Consider the following 21,047-nt stretch of genomic DNA (forward strand, 5'->3'; position numbering starts at 1 on the left):
GTGTCAGTTCTGAATGATCTCAACCGTATGGTTTTGTCCATCATCCTTCAGCGGTATTCTGTCATCAGGGAGGAGAACACCATCCAGCGTCACGCAATATTCTGCATCGCCGCGTGAAACGCTAATCTGATAATGGCTTTCACCATATTGATATGCCATAGAAAAAGACGACCACTCATCCGGTAACCTGGCATGAACACTAAAGTCAGTGCCGGAACGTTTTATCCCCAGTAATTCCTCGGTAAGTAAACGCCAGGCCCAGGCTGCTGAACCGGTATACCAGCTCCACCCTGCACGTCCGGTATGGGGAGCGACGCTGTAGACATCAGCACTCATGACATAAGGCTCAGCTTTATAAATCCCGACAGAGTCCGCATTCAGGGTATGATTTATAGGGCTGAGCATTGACCAGAGTTGCCAGGCTCGTTCGGCATTCTCCATTCGGGCAAAGGCCATCACTGCCCAGATGGCGCCATGCGTATACTGCCCTCCGTTTTCCCGCACGCCGGGCAGGTACCCCTGTATGTAGCCCGGATTTGGACCGTGTCCGTCGAAAGGAGGCGTTAACAGTTTGATCAGCCCTCCTTCGTTATCCACAAGGTGCTTATCGAGCGCTTGCATGGCCTTTGCGCACCGTCCCGGGCTCGCGGCGCCGGACAATACAGACCAGCTCTGCGCAATCGCATCAATCCGGCAGTCCTGTGAGGTTTTCGATCCCAGGAGAGTACCATCGTCAAAATACCCGCGCCGGTACCATTCCCCATCCCAGGCGTGGGCTTCGAGATTACTTTGCAGGCGCAGAGCCTGTGACCGGCACATCGCGGCGACGCTTTCATCCAGCCTGCGCTCCGCCAGCGCTGCAAACCGCTGCAAAATGTCGTACAGGAAGAAGCCCAGCCAGACGCTTTCACCTTTGCCTTCGATACCCACCCGGTTCATCCCGTCATTCCAGTCACCAGCCCCCATCAGCGGCAGGCCATGCTCCCCGAAGCGAAGTCCATAGTGGATAGCTTTGACGCAGTGTAACCAGAGTGTCTCTTCGGTGCCGCTGATGACCGGCGTGTCATAGACAGACTCTTCACAAGGCTGAAGCGAGCGTCCCTCCAGATAAGGAATGCGTATTTCCAGTGCATCCATATCCCCCGTCGTTTCAACATAGTGGCAAACAGCAAGCGGCAGCCAAAGATAGTCATCGGAACAGCGGGTACGCACACCGTTGCCGTGTGGCGGGTGCCACCAGTGCTGCACATCCCCCTCGATAAACTGCCGTGATGCACAGAGTATTATCTGTTCACGCATCCGGTCCGGAGCAGCGTGGCTCAGAGCCAGCGTATCCTGCAGCTGATCGCGAAAACCAAATGCACCGCCAGACTGATAGTAGCCACTCCGGGCCATAAGACGGCAGGCGACCGTCTGATACAACAGCCAGCCATTAATCAGTAAATTTACGGACGTGTCAGGGGTGTTAACTACGATTTTATCGAGAACATTGTGCCAGTGATTATGAATCCGGTTCAGCTCCTGGCGGACCGTATCCTCGTTCATGTAGCGGGCCAGCGTCTCCTGAGCACAAACATCATTCTCCTCTGCGCCGAGGATAAAAATAAACGTCCTCTGGTCCCCGTCAATTAATGTAACCGCCGATTGCACCGCTCCGCAGGGATCCAGACCGGCCCCCGTCTTACCAGAAAGCTTTTGCAGTTTCATGGCCGAAGGGGCGTGAAGGGAACCATTACGCCCAATAAACTCCCGGCGATCCCCTGTCAGAGAACAGTCATTACCGCTGACGGCAAAAAATGCAGTTCGGCCGCCACCATTATCACCATAAAAGTTATTCGCAAGCACCCCGCAGCCGCCGGGCGTTCTGGCCACATGTGTCACAATGTGAGGGGCTGAGCGCGTTCGTGTTTCTCCGAGCGTCCACTCTACATAGCCTGTGACGGAAAGTTGACGTGTCCGTCCCGAAGAGTTGCTGAGCGTCAGGAGCACCAGTTTAACCGGATCTTCTTCAGCAACCAGGACCGTCAACTCGCTGTCTATACCACTCTCACGATGTGCAAAAACGCTGTAGCCAAAACCATGGCGGGTCAGGTAATCACCGTGTCCGCGAACAGGTAAAACCGTCGGCGACCAGCACTCCCCGCTCTCTTCATCGCGCAGGTAAAATGCCTCGCCGCTGCGATCGCTCACCGGATCGTTCTCCCACGGCGTCAACCGGTATTCATGGGCATTCTCATACCAGGTATAGGCCTGCCCTGCCTCTGAGATCACACTGCCAAAACGAGAATTTGCCAGTATGTTCGACCAGGGAGCCGGTGTAAGCGCATTTTCCCGAAGGACGATCTGATACTCCCGCCCATCCTGAGAAAATCCACCGTACCCATTGAAATGGCATAACTGACTGGTATCAGGGCTCCAGTCCGTATGTTGATTACGCTCGCGCACAGCACGCGGAATTAATGCCCTTGCCGGCGATTTCAGGGTATGAATACGCTGGTTAAGCTGCTCATTAATACCCCCTGCGCGGTCATCAAGATAAAGACAGGCCACGCTCATCAAAAGCAACTTATCCTCAGCGGAGAGATGCTCACCGTTCCGGACAAAAAGCCCGCCCTTTTTATCCAGCAGACTGGCTTCAGACCCTGCATAAATTAACTCCATAATCTGATTTTGTAATCCCTGCTGGTAGCCGCCGGGGCTGTTATTCAGGATAACCAAATCAACATCCAGCCCTTTCTGTCTCCAGTAACGGTGTGCCTGAATCAGTGTGGTCACTGAGGTGATACTTTCCTCGCTGGTTATACTCAGCAGCACTATCGGCAGATCCCCTGAAATTGCCCAGCCCCACAGTCCGGACTGGCCACGCCGGTTGCGGCCGATCGCCTGGCCTTCGGCGCGCAGCTCCTGGACAGGGTAAAGCACAGCGCTGGCGAGACTATTGAACAACGTGGCATCATCTTCACTGGCGTTCATCTGGCGCAATACCACCAGACTGTGAGACCAGGCCAGTTCAAAGACGCGATCGGCGATAGGGTAATCGCGATATTTCTCCAGCAACGCCAGGCTCTGCTGACGGGTCTCGCTGATGCCATAAATGATATCAATCGTAACCGGCTGCCCCGGCTGCAGAATGATGGCGTTGCGAATTGCCAGTATTGGATCCAGCACCGAGCCCGACGTGTTGCCCAGCATCCCTCCCGTCTCTATTGCCTGTGCATTCGCAGGGTTTCTGCCACGTCCAATAAACCTTGCCCTGTCCGTTTCAAACGACACGTTATGTCGGTTATCGCCGTGCACCACCATCATGTGAAACAGGCAAGGGCCAGGTTCATCCGGTGAGCGCGGGCGCCGGTGGCAAAGAATAGCGTCACGCTCAGGAGCCAGCTCAGTCTGAATAAACAAATTGCTGAATGCCGGGTGTGCCAGATCGCTGGCATCAGGTGCCAGTACCACTTCAGCATAGGTTGTCAGCTCCAGAGAGCGAGGCTTGCGACCACGATGAATCAGTGTGAGCCGTCGCAATTCAACATCATCCTCCGGAGAGATCACCACCTGAGTTTTGACGCTGAGTCCCCCTAAGCTGCGTCTGAATTCTGCCCCCGCATCGGTGAACAACACTTCCTCGTCTTGTCCGCTGGTGTAGCCTGTTGGTTGCCAGGTATTGCTCCACACATCTCCCGTCTGGGTATCGCGGATGTAGCAGAATGCTCCCCAGTTATCACGGGTGGTATCACTGCGCCAGCGCGTTAGTGCAATATCATTCCAGCGACTGTAACCACCGCCGCCCGCGGTCAACATCAGATGATAATGGCCGTTGGACAGGAGTTGAATATCCGGGGCGGGGGTATCCACGCTATAGAAAATACGGGGTGCATAGCGAACGGGTTTGACCATGCCCTCATGAGATTCAAAATGACGGCGCGGACTGTACAGATCGACCGCATCCGGCACGCGCTCCTGTAACAGCAGACTCGCTGACCGGAATACCGTGCTGGACATAAAGCGTTCAGTCATGGGGGCATCAAGCAGCACATGAGCCAGCGCCTGAAATGCCATACCCTGGTGATGCGCCATCCAGGACTGTACCACCGCATAGAGCTGACCGGTTGCAAGACGTGAGGGGGTATAGTCCAGCGCTTCATAAAAACCGTATTCTCCGCATGCACCATTTTTTTGCAGCCTGAACAGGTTCTCGCAGGCTCTCTGTGGGGAAACCATCAGCGCCAGCAGCGTGGCGTAAGGAGCAACAACCATGTCATCGGCAAGTCCCCTGCGTAGACCGAGCCCCGGTACGCCAAATGCCTGATACTGATAATTATGCTGAACATCAAAAGCATGATAGCCAGACTCTGAAACACCCCATGGTACCCCGCGTTCTTTCCCCCAGTGAATCTGGCGCATAACCGCCGACTGACTCATTTCATCGAGCAGGCTGCCGGGCCAAGTGGGCATCACCAGATTCGGCATCAGATATTCAAACATGGATCCGCTCCATGACATCAGGGCAGTTTCATTATCAATCGTGGTAAACAATCGACCCAGCGCGTACCAGCTTTTAAGAGGCAGCTGATTAGTCGCAATGGCAAGAAAACTGGTCAGGCGGATTTCAGACGGCAGGAGATCGTAGTGGCTCTTGTCAGGCATATTGGTGTCACAGTTATAACCGACGCTGAGCAGACTGGTTGCTTCACTGTACAGAAAAGCGAAATCCATCCGGGTATGCTCATCCAGCCGCTGTTCCAGCTCGGTGATAATATTGAGTCGAATTCGGGCCTGCTCCGCCACTGACGCCGGAGGCGTTCCTGTACCGGTTAATGTCGGACGGGCAAGCTCGCTCAGCGTCGGCAGCGTCTGTTCATTCCAGGATGCAGGCAACCAGCCAAGCAACAGAGACCACTCATGGCAAAGCTGAACCAGTTGATGCTCCAGATGTCCAGCCCAGCGCATCTGAAGAGGAGATCCCTGATGACATACGCTGGTCAGATGGTTGCACTGGGTGCGCATGCTTTTCAGTTCGCTGAAAAGCGCCTGCGGAGAGAGCGACACCGCGTTCAGGCAATGCTTGCGCAGCAGTCTCAGGCTGTCAGGTGGGTTCTTACCCCACTGTTTTTCCAGAATATCCAGCGTATCGTTCAGTCCTGCCAGTATCTGTTGGTTGCTTAAAACAGGCTGATGACGCATGGCGGACAGGCCTGCACGCAGGGTCAATAAATGCCCGGCCATATTGCCGCTGTCGACGCTGGAGATATAGCGTGGACTCAGGGGGACCAGCGTACGGGTGTCATACCAGTTGTAGAGATGGCCCCGGTAGTGCTCCATTTTATCCATCGTGTCGAGCGTGAGCGACACGCGCCGGAGCACCTCTCCGCCAGGCAGGTAGCCAAAGTCCCATGCCGTCAGGTTAGCCATAAGTGAAAGACCAATATTGGTAGGCGAAGTTCGGTGTGCCACCGTCGGTTGTGGTATTTCCTGATAATTATCAGGCGGAAGCCAGTTCTCTTTTGCTGTGGCAAATGTTTCAAAAAAAGCCCAGATTTCACGGCTTGTCTGGCGTAACAGCTGTTTTTGTTCCTGATTAGGCGAAAAAACCTTACGCACGGGCTGGCGACTCAGCCAGCTCATCAGCAGCGGTGCCACACACCATACCAAACCGATCGGTAACGCAATCCCCAGCAGCTGCGGGGCAAATTGTCGGGTCAGTATTGTCAGCGCCACGCCACCGGCAACGTTCAGCCACATCGCCTGATAAAAACGTGCAACAGTGGGTCTGGCCTGACTGCTGTCCTGGCTGTGGCTGACCCACTGGCTGAGGTGACGCCTGCTTATCCCCAGTCGCCATAGCGTCACGGCGATCGCTTTCAGCGAATATCCGGCTTCGTGCGGCAGTATCGCAAAATTAAGGCTGATACCTGACAGACGCTTTAGCGCGCCCGCCCCCACCAGTAACAGATGCGGCTTCACGCGGCGACGCAGAGGTTTATGCAGAAGGTCGTGGCTAATGCAGAGGATGGCTGGCAACAGCCATATCAGCAACAGTATGCCCAGCCAGTAAACCGGATTGGGTACCCAAAGCAGAGCGAAGAACAGCAATATCAGTAAGGAGGGGGCGACCAGACTGCGACGTAGATTATCGAGTAATTTCCAGTAAGAAAGCGCGGTCAGCGGATTCCTGACCCGGGTTCCATCGGCTTTTCTGACGCGTGGTTTTAGCCAGTTAAGCAGTTGCCAGTCACCCCGGATCCAGCGTGAACGTCGTGCAACATCCGACAGATAATTATTAGGGTACTGTTCGTACAGTAACACCTCGCTCAGCAGACCCGAACGTGCATAGCATCCTTCAAGCAGATCGTGGCTGAGTACCAGATTTTCCGGGCAGATGTTCGTAGTGGCCTGCATAAAAATATCAACATCGTAAATCCCTTTGCCCACAAACGAGCCTTCCCCAAAGAGATCCTGATAAATATCCGAAGACATCATCGAATAAGGGTTATTGCCCGGTACGCTGCTGCGCAGGGCTGCGTAACGCCCCTGACCGTTGCGTGGTATCTCCTCCGCAAGACCGGGCTGTAAAATACCGAATCCTTTGACAACCCTCTGGCGTACCGGATCATACTCAGGCGTATTCAGCGGATGCGCCATCGTCGCGACGAGTTTGTGTGCCGTATCGCGCGGAAGCACCGTATCGCTGTCCAAGGTAATGACGTATTTTATGTGACCCGGTAAAAGGTGGGCAGGCATCTCTGCAACGCTGACGAATTGCGTTCCGGGATGGCGCAACCAGCTGTTCAGTAACGCCAGTTTTCCCCGCTTGCGTTCATAGCCCATCCACGCTCCTTCCGAGGGGTTCCATTCAGGCTGGCGATGTAACAGATAAAAACGTGGTCGGCCGGAGGGGTAGCGGCGATTAAGCGCCTGCGTATCGGCGATAGCCTGTCTGAGCAGCGCGTGACTTTCCGGGGAGGGTTCATTTTCAGAATCAGCAAAATCAGTGAGCAGCGCGAACCTGAGATTTTCGTTTTCATTCCCCAACCAGCAGACTTCAAGACTGGTGAGGAGCTGGCTGAAACTTTCGTGGCTGGTCAACATGCAGGGAATGACTAACATGGTAGCACTGTCAGCGGGAATACCGGCTGAAAAATCCATCCCCGGCAAGGGTCGAGGAACGCGAAAACGGGTGGTTGCATCACTGAGCAAATCGCTCATTAACTGAGTTAATGCGATAATCAGAGGTAATATCACCGCGATCAATAGCCAGTCTGCGCCCTGCATGGCGGTTTCGTGCATTATTGCTGCGGTCGTTGCGGTTGTCAGCAACGCCAGGCTTCCAAGCCATGACAGCAGGGTTATTCTGTTGAAACTGTGCCGCAAGCGTATGAGCCTTGAGGCGTCTGCCAGGAGATGAATATCCAGCGCCTGTCGACCTTCGCCCGCAAGATAATAACCAACATGATGTTCCGGTGTATCAGGCGCTTTTTCCTCTGAAAACGCCAGCGCCTTCTCAGCAACCTCAGGCTCGCTGAGACCGCTGTCTCTGGCCAGAACCTCAACTACGTGCCGGTAATGATCCCGGGTATTGAAGTGCATCCGGGGATAGATGCCGGCAGGATCATTGCGTAATGCCTGTTCGACAACGCTTATCGTTTCGGCGAAATCAGCCCAGTCCGTTTCACTCAATAAACGCAGGCCCGCGATGCTGTTACTGACGGACAGCTGGCTGGCGGCAAGCTGCTGATTGAAACTATGTATGAGAACGTCAGTGGTGATCCCCTGTTCCCGAAGGCACTGATCAACCCAGGTCAGAGGTAACGACAGCGCGTTGCCATGCCCCTGCAGGCGGCGCACCAGCTCTGCGACAAACGCACTGGTTAACGGAGGTCGGGAGCGCGCCATATCGGCAACCACCATGATTAAATCACCAGGCGCACTCTCTGCGCATTCGACAATCCTTGTTATCCACGTATCAGCAAGGTTTCTGTCCTGCTGCGCTTTTATCACTTCCATACTGATACGACGAAGATTTTCAATCAGCGCCAGGCGCAGCATTCCCGGTAACGCCCAGACTTCACCCAGCGTCAGCGGCGTCACCTGTTGATAGGCAGTGAGATAGCTGGTCAGGCTGGCGGCATCCCAGCGGCCATCGCCGTGAGCAATGGCCTCTGATGCAATATGATAAATTCGTGGGCAATTCAGCGGCGATACCAGCGACGGAAGACCTTTGCCAAAGCTTTTCGGCAGATGCTGGCGGACAGTGCGGATTTGTTCCTCAATCAGATAATAATTGTCCAGCAGCCATTCACCGGCGGGCATGATACTGGTCTTTTTACCCGCGTTAAGCTCATAGCAGTTTTGTGTAATGACGGCCTCATTGTCGCCAAGCCGTTTCAGAAGATAATAAGGATGCTTATCCGGTGATACTTTATGAGTCCGCGCCAGCTTCTGGCCGTAGCGTTCCATCTGGACGGTCGAAAAGAGTTCTGACCGCGGCGAGCTTTCACCGGCAGGATCGTTCGCCGAAAACGTTATGTTTTCGGCAGCATTCATCAGAATACGGGAGCGGTTAAACCACGCTCTTGGGTTCATTTTCATAGCATTGCTCTGATGCGACGTTAGCGCGCAGGAGCAGTTGCGAAATCAGTTCAGAAACGTTCTCTCAGGATGGGCGTCAGGCATCAGGGATTTAACAGCTGCCGGAATCTAACATAAGTATAGGACATGAGCTCTGTTCTGCGGTTTTGGTCGAGCTAGCGTCGGGAGATAAACAGAGCCTTACATCCGGGGCAAAGCATGGTCTGGTTGAGCCGGATTTTTGACAACGGTTGTACTGATTTTAAGCCACAAACAGGACAGGCAGCAGTGGCAGTAGACGCACTGCTGAAGAATTTCATTGCGTAATTGATAACAGACATAACCATTAACCTTTCAATGAATGAGCTTCACCGTACCACATGTGGTTAAGTTTTAATCTATCTATTTTGACACACTGAAAATCAGGAAAGATAAATGTTCGCAGCCACAGGCCCCCTGAGACCGTTTATCCGGCAAAACTCTATGCGGCTTCCAGGGATGAGTAATTCTGATTCGCGAGAGTTAACGGCTGAAATGTGAAGCAGAACGTCTTTTCGTCCATCAGATGGGATGATGAGGCCTTTACCACTAAGAATATCAAAGCTTTTGACAATTCCTGTCATTTTATGGGACAAGTCAATTCCTTATTGAAAACACTTAAATACTATACATTGAAAATGGCATTCAGCCACTTTTATTTTCCTTACTGGACCTCTGGACGGCTAAAAGATAATTTGCTTATATCGATTCCCTGTGCCTTAATGAATCCCATCAGTTCGATGTACTAATAAAAGTTAGAAATTTTCCGGGCAGTTCTCATTACCAGGCGCTATCGTTGATATCCCCTCTCTTGAGTCCATACGTTTAATCTTATACGTTTAATCTTATACGTTTACTATCAATACAATCATGTATAACGGAGTCAGTATGACCTCTAGAATTATGGGCCTGGTTAAATGGTTTAACGAAGACAAAGGTTTTGGCTTCATCTCTCCTCTTGATGGCAGCAAAGATATCTTTGTCCATTTGTCTGCACTTAATGGCGACAACTTTAAAACTTTATTTGAAGGTCAGAAAGTTGAATTCGCCATTCACCGCGGAGACAAAGGGCCTGCTGCTGCAAATGTAACACTTTGCGATAAATAAATCATTGTGGGTCTGCGATAACGATGAGGGATTATTCCTGAGTAGACAGATCCATAACTTAAATCAGATGAAAGTCGTTTATTCTTAATATCTGATCAGCATATTTTTCACAATTATGAGTGCGCTGACCGATGTAATGGAGTGCAGGACTACTGCATAAAAATTTTAAAAGCACAAACTAACTGCTTGTTAAATAAGAAGTGCGTAATTAGCGAGGCTATCTCCGAAAGCACCACGTAATAGCTTTGACCTTAAAGACATCTGCCAGTTAACACCCACGAGAGAACAGGGTAATAGAATATGATTAAAGTCCTTGTTTTCTTTAATGCTGAATCCTGTAAAGTCATGACCGTTCTGGAAGGTATATCCTCTATCAGGCAGGAATATCCAAACGGTGAAGAAACGCATCTTCGGATTATGTCTGCAGATTTTCCTTCCTTAACTGGCGATCATCGCATTGTTTATGTGGCTACTGACAGGGAGTTAACGTCACAGGAGATACTTTATGCGGCCAGGAAATATTTATAGCATTTTTGCTATGCTCTCTGCTTCACGTTTAATTGCATGCTTACGTTATTTATCAGAATCGAACAAAAAATGAGTTAAAAACATTTATGGCCTGCTAACAGCAGGCTTTTTTTACATTACACTTTTTAGAAACACCTCTATAAAGATAGAGTAATTCGCTATCCTCTGAAAAAATGCAGGTGTCTATCCCCTGCGTGCCATCTTGCCATTTGTGAAAAACCTTGCTAAGTGGCGGCGCTAATTCACTAAATGTCTCTGCTGATTTAAAGCTCATCAGGTATGACTGAAGCAATAATTTATGAGGGTATAAAAAGGCTCTCCGGATGGCTCCTGGCATCATAGTTTTAAGTACCTTCAAAAATGCAGGGACATTTCGTAGGAGTTAGAATTTAGTTCTTGCACATTCTTCTTAGTTTTGTCTTGCGATAAGAGATTTATATCAGTAGTCTAAACCTCGTTAATAACAATATGTACCATTCGGATTAAAATGCTCAGTAAGAAAAATCGGGTTGATGAGCAACCGTCGACATTGGTATTTGCTGAACAACGAAAAAACTTTAAAAGGTCTCTTTATGTCAGATGCTCTTACACTGTTAAACAATATCCGTACCTTACGTTCTCAGACTCGTGAAATGTCATTAGATGTACTGGAAGATGTTCTGGAAAAGTTTAAAATTATTCTTATAGAACGGCGAGAAGAAGAGACATTACGTCTTGCAAATGAAAGTCAGCGCCGCGATAAAGTGGAAACACTTCGTCAGATGATGCTTGATGAGGGTATCGACCCCTCCGAACTTTTAGCTGCTATTGGCTCTCCGGGTAAGGCTAAAAGGACGCGCTCCCCCCGCCCCGCGAAGTATCGATATACTGACGAAACTGGAGAGTCAAAAACTTGGTCAGGTCAGGGGCGAATGCCGAAGCGGATCTCAAATCTTATTGCTGAAGGTGGGGAATTAAAAGATTTCGAAATCAGCTAAAAAGAGCCGGGTATAACCCGGCTCTTTTTTGTGTAGGACTCAAGTTGCCTTAGATAATAGTCGAGAAACATTTAGTTCTGTCGATGTAGCCGAGAAGCTGTTTAAAATCACAGTGCTGCTTAAGAGACAAACCGGTTATCTTGCAGATCGTTACAGCGAGCAAAAAGAGAGCCATCAGGAGCTTTTATCCCCACTCAATCATGACAATATATAATGTATGTTCTTCGTGAATCCATACTGCATGAGCTTAACAACGTCCGTTATTGGCTGTGATCACCTTTCTGATATCTCGTTTTCTGACTTCCTTCGTGACTTGTCCTAAGCATTTAGTAGTGCGATACTTGTAATGACATTTGTATTTACAAGAGGTGAGGGACATGGGTAGCATAAATCTGCGTATTGACGATGAACTTAAAGCGCGTTCTTACGCTGCGCTTGAAAAAATGGGTGTAACTCCCTCTGAGGCGCTTCGTCTCATGCTTGAATATATCGCTGACAATGAACGTTTGCCGTTCAAACAGATACTCCTGAGCGATGAGGATGCTGAGCTCGTGGAGATAGTGAAAGAGCGTCTTCGCAATCCTAAGCCAGTACGTGTGACGCTGGATGAGCTCTGATGGCGTATTTTCTGGATTTTGACGAGCGGGCACTAAAGAAGCGAGATCTTGACGCTCAGGGCACGCATCTCCAGGGGCGCATTTGCCTGTCGGCGTGTGGTTCGCGGGACTATAGGGAAGAGAAAAAACGTTTAGTAGGAGCAGAGGGATTACAGGTACCTCTTGGTGCGAGTGTATAGCGTTTGCTATACGCTATCATTGTGATATGCTTGTAAAGCAATTGCTATACAAGGAGCACACTCATGAAATCAGATGTTCAGCTCAACCTCAGAGCCAAGGAGTCTCAAAGAGCACTTATCGATGCTGCTGCAGAAATCCTTCATAAATCACGTACAGACTTTATCCTTGAAATGGCATGCCAGGCTGCTGAGAATGTGATCCTCGATCGTCGCGTATTCAATTTTAACGATGAGCAGTACGCTGAGTTTATCGATATGCTCGATGCGCCAGTTGCGGATGATGCTGCCATCAATAAACTCCTGGCAAGGAAACCTCAGTGGGACGTGTAACAGTACCGGAACCTTTATCCAGCTCACATCAACTGGCTGAGTTCGTCAGCGGGGAGGCCGTTCTCGATGACTGGCTTAAACAGCGAGGGTTAAAAAATCAGGCACTTGGTGCTGCCAGAACATTCGTTGTATGTAAAACAGGCACGAAACAGGTTGCCGGTTTTTACTCCCTGGCCACCGGCAGCGTTAACCATGTAGAAGCGACGGGAAGTCTCAGGCGCAATATGCCAGAACCAATCCCGGTAATCATACTTGCTCGACTGGCTGTCGATGCCTCATTTCGTGGACAAGGGCTGGGGGCTGATTTACTGCACGATGCAGTATTGCGCTGTTATCGTGTGGCTGAAAATATAGGCGTTCGTGCAATTATGGTTCATGCGCTGACAGAAAAAGCCAAAGGGTTTTATCTTCATCATGGTTTTAAGGCATCGCAAACCCAGGAACGGACTCTGTTTCTCAAGCTTCCGCAATAGATTCATTGGCAAGAAAGGTATGTGGCTGGCAATAAATTATTGATATTTAATGGTATATTTACTTTATTTAACATAATCTTTGTTATGCGAAGTCATGATATAACTGCAATATTCTGATGTCATTTAGTGATGTCACTTTTTCGGGCATAAAGTATTCAATCCTCGGGCCATGGAGACATCAGGATGCTTGTGACCATGTCAGATAAAGAACTCAGCCGGATCAACGTCATTCAGTCAGTTATTGAAATGCGCATGCGCCGTCGTGATGCAGTTCATCAGCTTGCTCTGACCGAACGTCAGACACAGCGTTTAATGAAAACTGCTTTCGTGAGTCTGGCGCTGCTCATCTTTATTGATGAATGAACTTAACCACTATATCGTCATCTAGGATGATATCGTTCGGCGGCTGACAACTCACCTCGCAGCTTAGAGTCTTAGGGATACAGATACCGGTAAGAAGTATCAGCAGATCTAACGAATGAATCTTTAACTGATTTCCCACCCCATTTTTTAAGAATAGCACTCATTGACAGTGGAAAAGCATCGGCATTTCAGTTAGAAATTATTATCGCTTATTTAATGGAGTTACAGTATGAGTAACGCGTATGAGGCCAGCGCATCGGCTACTGGCTATCTGTATCAGTGCCGCTACGCGTTGCTAATGGGCCTGGAGGCTACGCTGGATTCTCCAGAGCTGAGAATTTCAATCGAAAAATTCGACGATATAGCTTTTGAGATGAATGGGCAGCCGGTACACCTAGTCCAGACAAAACATCATAAAGCCAGAACGGGAAAGCTGACTGACGGAAGTGCCGACCTCTGGAAGACACTTCTTATATGGATAAAAAACGCCGAATCCAACGGAGGAAATTTTCTAAAATACCGTCATTTACTAATCACCACTGGCGTAGCCCCCTCAAAGTCGGCGGCTTCCCTCCTACGTACGAAAGATCGTGATGAAGCCAGAGCTGATGCATTGTTGCTTAAAGTGGCATCCAGCTCGACTAACAGAGTACTCAACAATGCTTTCAGCGCATATACATGCTTACCAATGGAGTCGCGGCATGCACTTTTGCGATCGATACATGTTCTTGATAGCTCGGCTTCCATCACGGATGTTAAAGAGGACATTCATCGAGAACTACACCGGGCAGTAGGAAGACAACAAATTGAAATCTTTGCGGAACGTTTGGAAGGTTGGTGGTTCGATCAGGTGATCCGCATGCTGAGTGGCCAAGGTTCGGACAACCTTCCCGTTCTGGCCATTGAATCTCGCATTGATGAATTGCGTGAGGAGTTTCGCCGTTCATCACTTCCCGTGGATTATCGCGCCTCTTCACCGCCTCAGGAAGTAATCCCCCTCCTTAACAGTCACCCTTTTGTCTACCAGCTGCGCAAGATAAATTTGGGGCCTGCCCGTATTGAGTATGCCATTCGTGATTATTACCGGGCATCAGAGCAGCGCTCAAAGTGGTTAAGAGAAGAACTTTTAATTAATGACGAGCTTAAAATGTTTGAGCAGGTGCTGATAGAGGCCTGGCAGCCGCGTTTTGCAGCACAGCAAGATGATTTATCAGCTGACAGTAATGAAAACGAACGAATACGTTTAGGCCGGGAACTGTTCACGTGGGCTGAGCAGCAGGCTTGTTTTCCACTAAGGAGCCTTCGCGAGCAATTTCTGACGCATGGCAGCTATCACATTCTGGCAAACCGCTATGCCGTTGGCTGGCACCCTGACTACATGCAGGATCGCTATGATGAACAAAAAGGAGAAGACTGACAATGCAACCGTGGTCCTCCCGCCCTGTTGAGGAAAGCTACCTCTTCAATCCAGCGTTCTGCGGCTTACTGATTGCCAGCACATCATCAGAATTCACTAAGAAAATCGGCGGCCCTTTACCCTTTGCGCTGGCCTTTCTGATCCTGCCGATAATTCTGCATCAGAAAACCCGTAAAGCTTTGCCGGCTACAACCATCACCTCACTCATGGCATGGAGCCAGGATAACAGAGAGATCATGATCAACTTTCCCGACAGAGTCAGACGGCTAAGCGGTATCACCCGAGAGAGCATCCTGTTTGGTGCAGGGCAAAACGCTCTTTGGCTGGATGAGAATGGCAACATCAAGAAAGGGAATAAGCTGCTGGCCCCAACTGCAAAAAGAGCGCCGTTGCTGACCGGGGAAACCGAAGAGTGCATTGAGCGTTCGGCATTTCTGGGGCGCTGGCTTGCTAGCGCGGGCACAACAGCAACTATCTATGCAGCGTGGGGAATAACACCATGAGTTTACAGATAGCCAGCATCGTGATTTACAACCATGAGGGCGAACGCCGTGAGATCCCCTTTTATCCCGGACGGCTGAACATTCTAACCGGTGCCTCTAAAACAGGTAAATCCGCTATCATTGATATTATTGATTACGTGACCGGTCGAAGCGAGTGTTACGTAGCCGACGGCATTATACGTAAGTGTACGCAGTGGTACGGTATTCTTTTCCAGCTTAATGAAAGCCAGATTTTCATTGCGAGGCGGAATCCGGAACCGGGCAAACTATCTCACGGTGACATTTATATTGCCCGTGGCAGTGCGCTGGAGATTCCTGTCTGCGCCGCGCTCTATAAAAACACCACGGTCAGTGCTATTGAGGCGTTTCTGGGGGCCGTCATCGGTATTAATGAAAACGAACATCGACCACCTAGTCCGACGCGCCCCTCGCTTGAAGCAAATTTCCGTCATGCGCTTCTTTTTTGCTTCCAAGATCAGAATGACATTGACAGTAAGCAACGGCTGTTTCATAGGCAAGATGATGGATTTATAGCACAGGCTATCCGGGATTCCCTGCCCTATTTTCTAGGCGCCATGGATGAAGACAGACTGCTCCAGCAAGCACGACTGAACGATGAACGAAAACTGCTGCGTCAGCTTGAACGGCAGGTTAAGGAAGCTGAATCGCTGGACGACGCGACGTTTCCGCGAGCCAGAGCACTGCTCGAAGAAGCAAAGATGGCTGGGCTTTCTGATGACAGGATAGTGGCCACAAGCTATGAAGCATGTATAGCGCTGCTACAGGGCTTCAGCGAACGGGGTACATATTCAGATGCCGTAACCGTAAGCGATCATGATGACACCCTTACACGGCTGCGTGCTGAGCGTCAGGGGATGCGATCGGAGCTTGAAAGGTTGAATCGCGAAATTCGCGAGACCCGGGCCTTTACCTCTGAATCATCTGGCTATGAGCGTGAAGCACGGGAACAGCGTGCGAGACTCAGCGTAGTCCACCTGATAAAGTCATCAGGCGATTTGCACCACTGTCCGCTTTGCCAAAGCCAGCTTGAAAACGCCCCGCCTTCTGTTATCCAGCTGAGCCATTCGCTCGCTGAGCTGAGTCAGCAACTGGAGGCGGTTGAAGCAGAAAATCCACGACTTCAGAAACGCCTTGTAGATCTCCAGATACAGGAAAACGCACTGCTTGACAGGCTTCGTGAGAATCAAAGAAGCATAAGCAATTGTATCCAGCAGACTGAGTATCTCCGAATCCAGCAGGAAAACTTCATGCTGCAGGCGCGAACACTTGGAAAAATCGCTCAGTATCTTGATACCGTCAGCGATGTAGGCCAGCAATCGAGCCTTCGCACCCGTCTAGAAAATCAGCGACTAACTGTCAGACTTCTGGAAGAGCGGCTGGATCCCACTGCTGTACGAGAAAAGCTCGCCGCCTTTCTGAACATAATCGGTCGTTACATGACTGAGTATTCAGAACAACTTGACCTGGAACATCAGGGCAGCAACCTGCGTTTAGATATACGCAGACTCACCGTCGTCGCGGATACCCTTGACGGACCAGTCCCCCTTTTCCGAATGGGCAGCGGAGAAAATTGGGTCGGCTATCACATACTGGCGCATTTGGCCCTACATCGCTGGTTCCGTCAGAAAAATCGCCCGGTCCCCGGTTTCCTGATCCTCGACCAACCTTCGCAGGCTCACTATCCGCCCGAAAAAGATAATGAAGGTTCCATTGACGCGCTGAAAAATGAAGATCAGAACGCGGTTAACCGGCTGTTCAGCCTGATAAGCCACGCGGCTCAAACTCTCACGCCTGATCTACAGATAATTGTGATGGACCATGCCGACCTTAAGGATGACTGGTTCCAGGCTGCGGTGTCAGACCGCTGGCGTAATGGCGTGAAGCTCATTCCACCGGGCTGGATAGCACCGCGGAAACAGTAATATCAAACATTAAATATCGTTTTCTCAGTGCTCAGTGACCTGACTGAAGATGGGGAATATGACTTCTTTTAAGGCTTTATAGCGTCGGACAGGCCTCAGTCATGCAGTCTAACGTCGGTAAAATTTGTGTGAGCAGCAGCTTTACCTTACTTACTCAAAAGAAGGATAATTATGTATCTGTCAAATTTAAGGATAAGGAACTTCCGGAACCTTGAGACGATTGATATTCCGCTGCGCGGAAACATTGTATTGCTGGGAGAAAATCGCGTTGGCAAAAGCAACCTGCTGTTCGCTATTCGCCTGGTGATTGACCCCACGCTACCTGATTCTGCCAGACAGCTCAAACTGTCCGATTTCTGGGATGGCTGCGATGTATCCACTTCCCCACAAATTGAGGTGCATATTGATTTCGCTGATTTCGACAGTGACGCTTCCCTCTCTGCGTTGCTGACCGATTTTCGTACCGCAGAAAATCCCACCGTGGCACGCCTCAGCTACGTTTTTCGCAAGAAGGATGATATTGCCGGAACGCTCAGGTCCAGTGAGGATTGTGAGTTTCTCGTGTATGGCGGAGGTCAGGAATCGCGCTCCATCCCAAGTCGCGTCCGTAGGCGAATAGCCATGGATATGCTTGATGCCTTGCGAGATGCAGAGGCCCAACTGGCTTCATGGCGTAACTCTCCTCTTCGGCCTTTACTTGAAGATGCCTTTTCTTCCCTGAGCCGCGAAGATCTCGGTAGGGTTGCCAGTGCGCTTGAATCAACAACGGACACAATGGCAACCTTCCCTACCATTAAGAGCCTTGAGGAATCAATTCGTGTTGGCATTCTTGACATGGCAGGCCCTGCTCACGATTTAGATGCTCGCCTCCGTTTTGCACCCACGGACCCGCTCAGATTGATGCGCTCTATATCAATATTCATTGATAACGGAAAGAGAGGCATAACGGAAGCGAGCCTTGGTTCTGCAAACGTGGCCCTGATATCACTTAAGCTTGCTGAGTTTGCGTGGCGTCGTGAAAAAAATGAAAGAAATTTCTCGCTACTGTGTATTGAAGAACCTGAAGCTCACCTGCATCCCCAGCTTCAGCGCGCTGTGTTTGATAAACTCTTCAATAATGCCGATGAAGCACAGTCACTGATTGTGACAAGCCATTCACCCGCCCTGGCGAGCATTGTCCCACTTCGAACAGTTGTAAGTCTTCGCAGGGATCAGGAGGGACGCACTCAGGCTTTTTCCCTGGCTGAGCTCCCTGTAACCAGTGATGAACTTGATGACATTGAACGGTACCTCACAGCAACCAGAGCAGAACTACTTTTTGCAAAGGGAGTTATATTTGTGGAAGGCGATGCTGAGGAGGTTTTAATACCGGGCTTCGCAGAAGCCATGGGGATCAATCTTGATGAGCTTGGTATCACGGTATGTAGCGTTGCAGGAGTTAATTTTGAACCTTACGTTAAGCTTGCAGGTAGTTTAGGGATACGCATGGCTGTTATCACTGACTGGGACCCACTTGACGGAAGCAAGCCACCTTTGGGTAAGGCTCGAGCAATTAGTATCTGGGATGCTTTCTGCGAAGTTCGTTCAGATAAATACAAGCTGAGTGCAACTGATAGAGCATGGTTTGTGGACAAAGGTTTTGAAGAGTGTAGAGACGTATGGAAACGAGTAGGCATATTTCTCAGTTCACAAACCTTTGAGGTTTCTGTAGCAAATACCCCAGGTCTGAAAGACGTATTGCTTAATATTCTCGATGAACAGGGTTATGGATCACTACGCTCCTCAAGAATTGCTTCATGGCGTGCCGGTCAAATTCCTGACCCTCAGCAACTCCTTGCGATGATATCTGACATCGGTAAGGGGCGGCTGGCAGGAAAGTTGAAGAAGAAAGCCCCCGGGCTTGCACCACCTGACTACATTGCTGCAGCGATTCAGTATGTGGTGTCCAATGTCTGACCGCCACGCGCTTTCAACGGCGCTCAGAGAGCTTCTGCCCAACAAAGAGCAATATAACGCTGCCACCGCGCAAGGACATTGTGTTGTTATTGCCGGACCGGGTAGTGGAAAAACTAAAACGCTGACAACCGCCATGGCGCGTGCCCTCATGGATGACGTTTCTGACCCTCGCGGTGTGGCCTGTATTACCTACAATAATGAGTGTGCATCTGAACTTGAAGAACGTCTGGCCTGCTTTGGCATTGACGGCAGAGATCGAAACTTTATTGGTACCGTGCACAGCTTTGCTTTGACTCAGGTTTTAATTCCTTACTCACGTTGTATTCCAGACTTACTACCCATTGATTTTCGGGTCGCGACCCGAAATGAGTGCCGTATTGCAGTTGAGGAAGCTCATCAGGCAAGGTTCGGCGCAAACGGGGATCCTCATGCTAGATGGAAATTTGCAGAAGAGAAGCGGCGCCGTGACGTGAACAGGCAGTTGCCCTCCTGGCGGAATACCAATCCAGAGTTGGCAGACTTCATCGAAGCGTATGAAGCCCAGCTTCGGGCTTCTGGCCTCATTGATTTTGATGATATGCCACTCATCGCCTTCCGTATGATCAGGGAGCATGCCTGGATCCGTAATGCAATCCGGGCACGCTATCCCGTCTTATTCGTGGACGAATATCAGGATCTGGGTCATGCCCTTCATGAGCTTGTGCTGCTGTTGTGCTTTGACGGTGGAATACGGCTGTTTGCGGTCGGTGATGCCGATCAGTCTATTTATGGATTCAATGGTGCAAACCCGCATCTGCTGGACAGTCTCGTTGCCCGGGAAGAGGTGGAAACCTTTCGCCTTCGTTTCAACTACCGTTCCGGCGCCAAAATCATCAGGGCATCAATGGGGGCGCTGGGAGAAGAGCGAGATTACCGTGGTCCAGACGGAAGTGTTGAAGGGGAAATTGGTTTTCACGGAGTCAGAGGTGAATATGAGGCCCAGGCAAGTTATATCGCTCAGGTTTTAATTCCTTCCCTCACTGCCCGGAGATTTCAGCCAGAGCGCATCGGAGTGCTTTACCGGGCAGCATGGCTCGGCGATAAAGTTGCGGATGCGCTTAAGGCCGAAAATATCCCCCTGATCCGCACTGACGGGAATGCGTTAATAAAACGCACTTCCCGACTTGCCTGCTTAATTGAAGCCTGCAGCCAGTGGGTAACAGGAGGATGGAAAGAGGCGTCCCCTGCATTCTATCAACTGATGTGCCAAGCACTTTCTGTGGTTTATGCTCGTCGCGCAAGCCGCCATGAAGAGCAAATTATGACCCTACAGCTCATCACGTTTTTGCGAAGTGGCATTGACGAAGCTGAAACTGCCCATGAGTGGCTTATGAGATTAGACAAAGAACTTATTTCCAGCTGGCGGGGCATCTCGCATAACCCGCAGCCGGAATGGCACGTAGTGACTGAGTTACTGAAACGAACCGATCCTGCTTCAGGGCTGGATATGGCTCTTACCGCATTTGCCGGTAAAGTGGAAGGCACCGGACGTGTCACCCTGAGCACCCTTCACAGTGCAAAAGGCCGAGAGTTTGATGTGGCCATTATATTTGGGGTCAATGACTATGATTTTCCCGGTAAACGCGATTTCGCCTCAGATAACGCCCTGCGTGAGGCGCGACGGCTATTTTATGTAGGCGTTACACGTCCCCGCACTGAGTTACACATGATTTATAAAGAGGGGAGACATTCTCCTTGGGTGACTGAGCTCTATCATCGCAGCCAGCAGGAATAGCGTCAGCTATGCTATCCCGTTCAGATGACAGAAGACGAAGTTTTGATCCACAGGGAGAATGTAGAGGATCGATCAGCACTAGAGATCCCATTGAGGTTCTGAAGGCACTGTTGAATAATGCGCTGCAACAGTGTCAGCTGGGTGTTATGCAATATTGCCACATCGCGACTGCGGGAGTCATCTGAGGCATGTATCAGGAGTTCAAATTGCCTATATCAGGCACCATTGTTGATACAGATATATTATTAAATAATCAAAAGTTCTTAAAATAAGGAA

Annotated in this window: 14 protein-coding genes and 2 pseudogenes; 13 read left to right on the forward strand and 3 right to left on the reverse strand. The window is 50.1% G+C overall.

The window, feature by feature from the left end; genetic code table 11:
* Positions 1 to 3: 3 nt before the first annotated feature.
* From SPG90_RS20925 to cspF, 3 genes are all read right to left on the reverse strand, one after another.
* On the reverse strand, positions 4 to 8,586 hold the full coding sequence (locus SPG90_RS20925; protein ID WP_322408319.1) for a GH36-type glycosyl hydrolase domain-containing protein: 8,583 nt from the start codon (positions 8,584 to 8,586) through the stop codon (positions 4 to 6).
* A gap of 155 nt (positions 8,587 to 8,741) precedes the next feature.
* Positions 8,742 to 8,912 (reverse strand): YnfU family zinc-binding protein, encoded by a 171-nt coding sequence (locus SPG90_RS20930; protein ID WP_305955329.1) that lies wholly within the window; start codon positions 8,910 to 8,912, stop codon positions 8,742 to 8,744.
* Positions 8,913 to 8,987: 75 nt separating this feature from the next.
* On the reverse strand, positions 8,988 to 9,200 hold the full coding sequence (gene cspF / locus SPG90_RS20935) for a cold shock-like protein CspF (RefSeq protein WP_001446195.1): 213 nt from the start codon (positions 9,198 to 9,200) through the stop codon (positions 8,988 to 8,990).
* 292 nt (positions 9,201 to 9,492) lie between these two features.
* Between cspF and SPG90_RS20940 the strand changes: the two genes are divergently transcribed.
* The 13 genes and pseudogenes from SPG90_RS20940 to SPG90_RS21000 all read left to right on the forward strand — a co-directional run bounded on the left by SPG90_RS20940 (position 9,493) and on the right by SPG90_RS21000 (position 20,771).
* Entirely contained in the window at positions 9,493 to 9,711 is a 219-nt protein-coding gene (locus SPG90_RS20940; protein WP_012543040.1) for a cold shock domain-containing protein, read from the forward strand.
* A gap of 300 nt (positions 9,712 to 10,011) precedes the next feature.
* Positions 10,012 to 10,239, forward strand: a complete 228-nt coding sequence (locus SPG90_RS20945) for a hypothetical protein (protein WP_182947006.1) — start codon at positions 10,012 to 10,014, stop codon at positions 10,237 to 10,239.
* A 572-nt stretch (positions 10,240 to 10,811) separates the two neighbouring features.
* The gene (locus SPG90_RS20950) at positions 10,812 to 11,216 is read left to right on the forward strand and encodes an H-NS family nucleoid-associated regulatory protein (RefSeq protein ID WP_182947058.1); all 405 of its coding nucleotides are present in this window, start codon (positions 10,812 to 10,814) and stop codon (positions 11,214 to 11,216) included.
* 79 nt (positions 11,217 to 11,295) lie between these two features.
* A pseudogene (locus SPG90_RS20955) lies at positions 11,296 to 11,430 on the forward strand (arsenical resistance protein ArsH); the annotation flags it as partial.
* Between the two features lie 163 nt (positions 11,431 to 11,593).
* Positions 11,594 to 11,833 carry a type II toxin-antitoxin system antitoxin RelB gene (relB, locus tag SPG90_RS20960; protein ID WP_182947005.1) on the forward strand — a complete coding sequence of 80 codons (240 nt, stop codon included), beginning with the start codon at positions 11,594 to 11,596 and terminating at the stop codon, positions 11,831 to 11,833.
* A gap of 242 nt (positions 11,834 to 12,075) precedes the next feature.
* On the forward strand, positions 12,076 to 12,342 hold the full coding sequence (locus SPG90_RS20965; protein WP_014172304.1) for a DUF1778 domain-containing protein: 267 nt from the start codon (positions 12,076 to 12,078) through the stop codon (positions 12,340 to 12,342).
* A complete protein-coding gene (locus SPG90_RS20970) occupies positions 12,330 to 12,815 on the forward strand; it encodes a GNAT family N-acetyltransferase (protein ID WP_182947004.1) in 486 nt (161 codons plus the stop codon). Before SPG90_RS20965 ends, SPG90_RS20970 begins: the two co-directional genes overlap by 13 nt.
* Before the next feature lie 183 nt (positions 12,816 to 12,998).
* Positions 12,999 to 13,165: pseudogene (locus SPG90_RS20975) on the forward strand (ISNCY family transposase); the annotation flags it as partial.
* Positions 13,166 to 13,407: 242 nt separating this feature from the next.
* Positions 13,408 to 14,595: an ABC-three component system protein gene (locus SPG90_RS20980; protein ID WP_322408320.1), complete on the forward strand. Its 1,188-nt coding sequence runs from the start codon at positions 13,408 to 13,410 to the stop codon at positions 14,593 to 14,595.
* A 2-nt stretch (positions 14,596 to 14,597) separates the two neighbouring features.
* Complete coding sequence (locus SPG90_RS20985) at positions 14,598 to 15,098, forward strand: three component ABC system middle component (RefSeq protein WP_322408321.1); 501 nt, start codon at positions 14,598 to 14,600, stop codon at positions 15,096 to 15,098.
* Entirely contained in the window at positions 15,095 to 17,041 is a 1,947-nt protein-coding gene (locus SPG90_RS20990; RefSeq protein ID WP_322408322.1) for a DUF3732 domain-containing protein, read from the forward strand. Before SPG90_RS20985 ends, SPG90_RS20990 begins: the two co-directional genes overlap by 4 nt.
* Before the next feature lie 171 nt (positions 17,042 to 17,212).
* Positions 17,213 to 18,997, forward strand: a complete 1,785-nt coding sequence (locus SPG90_RS20995) for an AAA family ATPase (RefSeq protein ID WP_322408323.1) — start codon at positions 17,213 to 17,215, stop codon at positions 18,995 to 18,997.
* Entirely contained in the window at positions 18,990 to 20,771 is a 1,782-nt protein-coding gene (locus tag SPG90_RS21000; protein WP_322408324.1) for an ATP-dependent helicase, read from the forward strand. Before SPG90_RS20995 ends, SPG90_RS21000 begins: the two co-directional genes overlap by 8 nt.
* Positions 20,772 to 21,047 lie beyond the last annotated feature (276 nt).

The sequence above is a fragment of the Enterobacter sp. D2 genome, from assembly GCF_034427575.1.
Taxonomy (GTDB): domain Bacteria; phylum Pseudomonadota; class Gammaproteobacteria; order Enterobacterales; family Enterobacteriaceae; genus Enterobacter; species Enterobacter cloacae_M.

What these genes read in the sequence shown, in the direction of transcription:
- SPG90_RS21000 (WP_322408324.1), top strand. Translation starts at nt 18,990, where the DNA reads ATGTCTGACCGCCACGCGCTTTCAACGGCGCTCAGAGAGCTTCTGCCC.
- SPG90_RS20990 (WP_322408322.1), top strand. Translation starts at nt 15,095, where the DNA reads ATGAGTTTACAGATAGCCAGCATCGTGATTTACAACCATGAGGGCGAA.
- SPG90_RS20950 (WP_182947058.1), top strand. Translation starts at nt 10,812, where the DNA reads ATGTCAGATGCTCTTACACTGTTAAACAATATCCGTACCTTACGTTCT.
- SPG90_RS20995 (WP_322408323.1), top strand. Translation starts at nt 17,213, where the DNA reads ATGTATCTGTCAAATTTAAGGATAAGGAACTTCCGGAACCTTGAGACG.
- SPG90_RS20985 (WP_322408321.1), top strand. Translation starts at nt 14,598, where the DNA reads ATGCAACCGTGGTCCTCCCGCCCTGTTGAGGAAAGCTACCTCTTCAAT.
- relB (WP_182947005.1), top strand. Translation starts at nt 11,594, where the DNA reads ATGGGTAGCATAAATCTGCGTATTGACGATGAACTTAAAGCGCGTTCT.
- SPG90_RS20945 (WP_182947006.1), top strand. Translation starts at nt 10,012, where the DNA reads ATGATTAAAGTCCTTGTTTTCTTTAATGCTGAATCCTGTAAAGTCATG.
- SPG90_RS20980 (WP_322408320.1), top strand. Translation starts at nt 13,408, where the DNA reads ATGAGTAACGCGTATGAGGCCAGCGCATCGGCTACTGGCTATCTGTAT.
- SPG90_RS20965 (WP_014172304.1), top strand. Translation starts at nt 12,076, where the DNA reads ATGAAATCAGATGTTCAGCTCAACCTCAGAGCCAAGGAGTCTCAAAGA.
- SPG90_RS20925 (WP_322408319.1), bottom strand. Translation starts at nt 8,586, where the DNA reads ATGAAAATGAACCCAAGAGCGTGGTTTAACCGCTCCCGTATTCTGATG.
- SPG90_RS20930 (WP_305955329.1), bottom strand. Translation starts at nt 8,912, where the DNA reads ATGGTTATGTCTGTTATCAATTACGCAATGAAATTCTTCAGCAGTGCG.
- SPG90_RS20940 (WP_012543040.1), top strand. Translation starts at nt 9,493, where the DNA reads ATGACCTCTAGAATTATGGGCCTGGTTAAATGGTTTAACGAAGACAAA.